The organism is Lonsdalea britannica (assembly GCF_946477055.1).
Lineage (GTDB): Bacteria > Pseudomonadota > Gammaproteobacteria > Enterobacterales > Enterobacteriaceae > Lonsdalea > Lonsdalea britannica_A.
Window position 1 is genome coordinate 1 of the sequence record NZ_CAMKXG010000296.1, and the last position, 3,717, is coordinate 3,717.

Annotated in this window: 4 protein-coding genes; all 4 read right to left on the reverse strand. The window is 55.3% G+C overall.

Translation table 11 applies throughout. The features are described from left to right. Positions 1-40 precede the first annotated feature (40 nt). The gene (gene phoP, locus Q7O77_RS15480; protein WP_304169390.1) at positions 41-727 is read right to left on the reverse strand and encodes a two-component system response regulator PhoP; all 687 of its coding nucleotides are present in this window, start codon (positions 725-727) and stop codon (positions 41-43) included. Positions 728-914: 187 nt separating this feature from the next. After that, positions 915-2,285, reverse strand: a complete 1,371-nt coding sequence (gene purB / locus Q7O77_RS15485; protein ID WP_304169392.1) for an adenylosuccinate lyase — start codon at positions 2,283-2,285, stop codon at positions 915-917. Positions 2,286-2,386: 101 nt separating this feature from the next. Next, positions 2,387-3,025, reverse strand: a complete 639-nt coding sequence (hflD, locus tag Q7O77_RS15490) for a high frequency lysogenization protein HflD (protein WP_304169394.1) — start codon at positions 3,023-3,025, stop codon at positions 2,387-2,389. 159 nt (positions 3,026-3,184) lie between these two features. Continuing rightward, on the reverse strand, positions 3,185-3,717 hold a 533-nt coding region (locus Q7O77_RS15495; RefSeq protein ID WP_369696229.1), incomplete at its 5' end, for an aminomethyltransferase beta-barrel domain-containing protein.

The window sequence follows — 3,717 nt, forward strand, 5'->3', positions numbered from 1 at the left end:
AAAAGCGAAAGCGCAACGACAGCGGAGATTTCTTGCTCATCTATCCGTCCTGACGCGGATGCACATCGAAGCGATAACCCTGACCGCGCACGGTCGTAATGACTTCATGCGAGTCGGCGGCCTGCAGTTTTTTGCGCAGTCGGCCCATCAGGACATCGATGGTGTGGCTTTCGCGTAACTCTGCGTCAGGGTAAAGCTGCAGCATCAGCGACTCTTTGCTGACGACTTTGCCGTGGTTACGGATGAGGGTTTCGATGATTGTGTATTCAAAGGCCGTCAGTTTTATCGGCGAACTGTGTACCAGCAATTCACGTCGTGACAGATCAACCTCAAACGGCGGCATGCTGATGACCTGAGACGCCAGTCCGCTGTTACGGCGCATCAAGGCCTGCATTCGCGCCATCACTTCTTCCAGATGAAATGGTTTGGTTACGTAATCATCGGCACCGGCTTCCAGCACGACGACCTTCTCCTGCCAACTTTCACGCGCGGTTAAGACCAGAATGGGCATTTTGACCTGCTGAGCGCGCCAGCGGCGAATCAGGCTGACGCCATCCTCGTCCGGCAGACCGAGATCAACGATGGCAATGTCGGGCGCATGTTCATGTAAAAAGTAGTCGGCTTCTTTCGCGTCTGCGGCGGCATCGACCTGGTGGCCCATTTCGTTCATCTGAACAGTTAAGTGATGGCGTAAAAGAACGTTATCTTCGACAACCAGAATTCGCATAGTGTCTTCCTGTGAACGGATGTTTATTAACCAGGCTTATCCGAAGGTCGACTCGCCTCGGATTGTCGGTTTAGCGGGTTTGATTGAAAAACATATTATTCACTACGGCAATAAACTTAGGGTCAACAAAAGGCGGGAATGATGGGGAGAAAGCAGGCGGAACGCGGTCCGCCTGCTCGATTGCCTGTTATTTCAGCTCATCCACCATTTTGACGGCGCGGCCAATATAGTTGGCCGGGGTCAATTCTTTCAGACGGACTTTCTCTTCTTCAGGAAGCTCCAGACTATCGATAAAGGTTTTCATACCTTCGGCATCAACGCGTTTACCGCGCGTCAGCTCTTTCAGCTTCTCGTACGGTTTTTCGATACCGTAGCGACGCATCACGGTCTGAATGGGTTCGGCAAGCACTTCCCAGCTATGATCCAGCTCATCCAGCAGACGGTCCCGGTTGACCTCCAGTTTGCTGATGCCTTTGAGTGTAGATTGATATGCAATCAGCGCATAGCCCAATCCCACGCCCAGGTTGCGCAGCACGGTGGAGTCGGTCAGGTCGCGCTGCCAGCGGGAGACCGGCAGTTTGGTGGACAGGTGTCCCAGCACGGCATTCGCCAATCCCAAATTCCCTTCGGAGTTTTCAAAGTCGATCGGGTTGACTTTATGCGGCATGGTAGAGGAACCGATTTCGCCGGCGATGGTCTTTTGCTTGAAGTGGTTGAGCGCAACATAGCCCCACACGTCTCGGTCAAAGTCGATCAAAATGGTATTGAAGCGGGAGACGCAATCGAACAGCTCGGCGATGTAGTCATGCGGTTCAATCTGCGTGGTGTACGGGTTCCAGGTAATGCCGAGCGACGTGACGAACTCTTCGCTGAAGGTATGCCAGTCGACGTCCGGGTAAGCGACCATGTGCGCGTTATAGTTGCCGACCGCGCCGTTGATTTTGCCCATCACTTCCACCTGCGATAACTGGCGGAATTGGCGTTCCATGCGGTAGGCCACGTTCGCAAACTCTTTACCGATGGTGGATGGCGTGGCGGGTTGACCGTGTGTCCGCGACAGCAGCGGGATATCGCGGTACTCCTGCGCCAGCGCGGCGATCGCGTCAATGGTTTTACGCCAGAACGGCAGCACCACGTCGCGTCGTGCCGTTTCCAGCATCAGGGCGTGAGACAGGTTATTGATATCTTCGGACGTGCAGGCGAAATGGATGAATTCGTTAACCGCCTGAAGCGCGGGTACGGCGGCGACTTTTTCCTTCAGGAAATACTCGACGGCTTTGACGTCATGGTTGGTGGTGCGTTCGATGGTTTTAATGCGGGCGGCATCTTCAACGCTGAATTCAGCGACGATTTTATCAAGGTAAGCGTTTGCGTCGGCGTCAAATGAAGGAACTTCTTTGATCGCTGCACAGGAGGCCAGCTTTTGCAGCCACCGTACTTCAACCTGCACCCGGAATTTCAGCAGGCCATATTCGCTGAAAATGGTGCGCAGGGCGCTGACTTTATCGCCGTAGCGTCCATCAATAGGGGAAACGGCGGTCAGTGAGGTTAATTCCATCGCGAGCAACTCCTGGGATCGTTTTCAATAAAAGATAAAAGCGTGACTACAAGTATCTCATGCTGGCGGACGAACCGGAATCGTCGTCCGCCACCTGTCTATTATTGGTCGCGGCAGCGCGACAAAATCTGCTGTGCCTGTTTGACCAACGTCGAGCGGGAAAACATCAACTGCAGGCGTCCTCCGCCGATTTGCTGCCACAGGACGGCGGAGCGGATGCCCGCCAGCAAAATGGCGCGGACTTTGGCTTGAACCTGTGGGTTTTTCAGGACTTCCTGCGAGCCGGTGACCTGAATACGCGGCCCAAGCGTACTGATGACATCCACGTAGATGCCTGCCAGCACGTTAATCATCGGGTCGGACACTAATTCATAGTGCTCCAGCTGGCGGTCTAGCTGGTCGACACGGTTGCCTAGCTCATTGAGCGCCGTGCTGTTTTTGTGCAAACGACGCTCGAGAGCCATGAGGCTGAAGGTGTAGCGGGACTGGTCGGCGCCGATTTTTTCGCGCGACGATGAACTGAGTATGCCCAACAGGGTCTCAACACCCAGCTTCAGATTATTTTCGTCGTTACCAAAAATCTCCAGCGTGCTGTCTGCGTTCATCACCAGAACGCTGTTGAGCGACGTCTGCAATGCCGCCTGCGGGCAGGTTCCCGTCGTCGCAAGCTGCTGCACCAAACAAGCTGACTGACAAATTCCTGCCAGCGCCAGCGTAATGTCGTAATAGTTTTTGGCCACGATGGCTCCTGTCATTCTTAGTGCTCCATGACGTCGGCCGTCAGGAGAGTGCTATTCGCGTAGAGCGCGATAAACGGGCGATAGGGCTATGGGCGCGGGCGATGTATTCGCGAGCGCTCCCGTGGTCAGCCGTCCGTAACCGCTTAGACGCGGACATCATCAGTTATCGCGCAGGCGCTCTTCGATAATACCCCCGCCGAGACAGATTTCGCCCTGATAGAACACGGCGGACTGACCCGGCGTAACGGCGGCGACCGGATCATCAAAGCGAACTTCGATACGATCGGCATCCAACGGCGTGACGGTGCAGGGGATATCAGCCTGACGATAACGCGTTTTTACCACGCAGCGGAACGGTTCGGTGACGGTGTCACGGTCGACCCAGTGCAACTGCTGAGCGATCAACCCGTTGGACATCAGGCGCGGATGCTCATGGCCCTGAGCAACGTACAGCACGTTGTTCGCCACGTCTTTATCGACAACATACCAAGGGTCGTCGCCGCCTTCTTTCACGCCGCCGATGCCGAGGCCTTTGCGCTGCCCCAGCGTGTGATACATCAGGCCCTGATGCTGGCCCATGTCGCTGCCATCATCCACGGCGATAATCGGGCCCGGTTGGGCGGGGAGGTAGCGGGCAAGGAAGTCGCGGAATTTGCGTTCGCCGATGAAGCAGATCCCGGTAGAGTCTTTTT

Coding starts and splice junctions, on each gene's coding strand:
- phoP (WP_304169390.1), bottom strand. CDS start 727: ATGCGAATTCTGGTTGTCGAAGATAACGTTCTTTTACGCCATCACTTA.
- purB (WP_304169392.1), bottom strand. CDS start 2,285: ATGGAATTAACCTCACTGACCGCCGTTTCCCCTATTGATGGACGCTAC.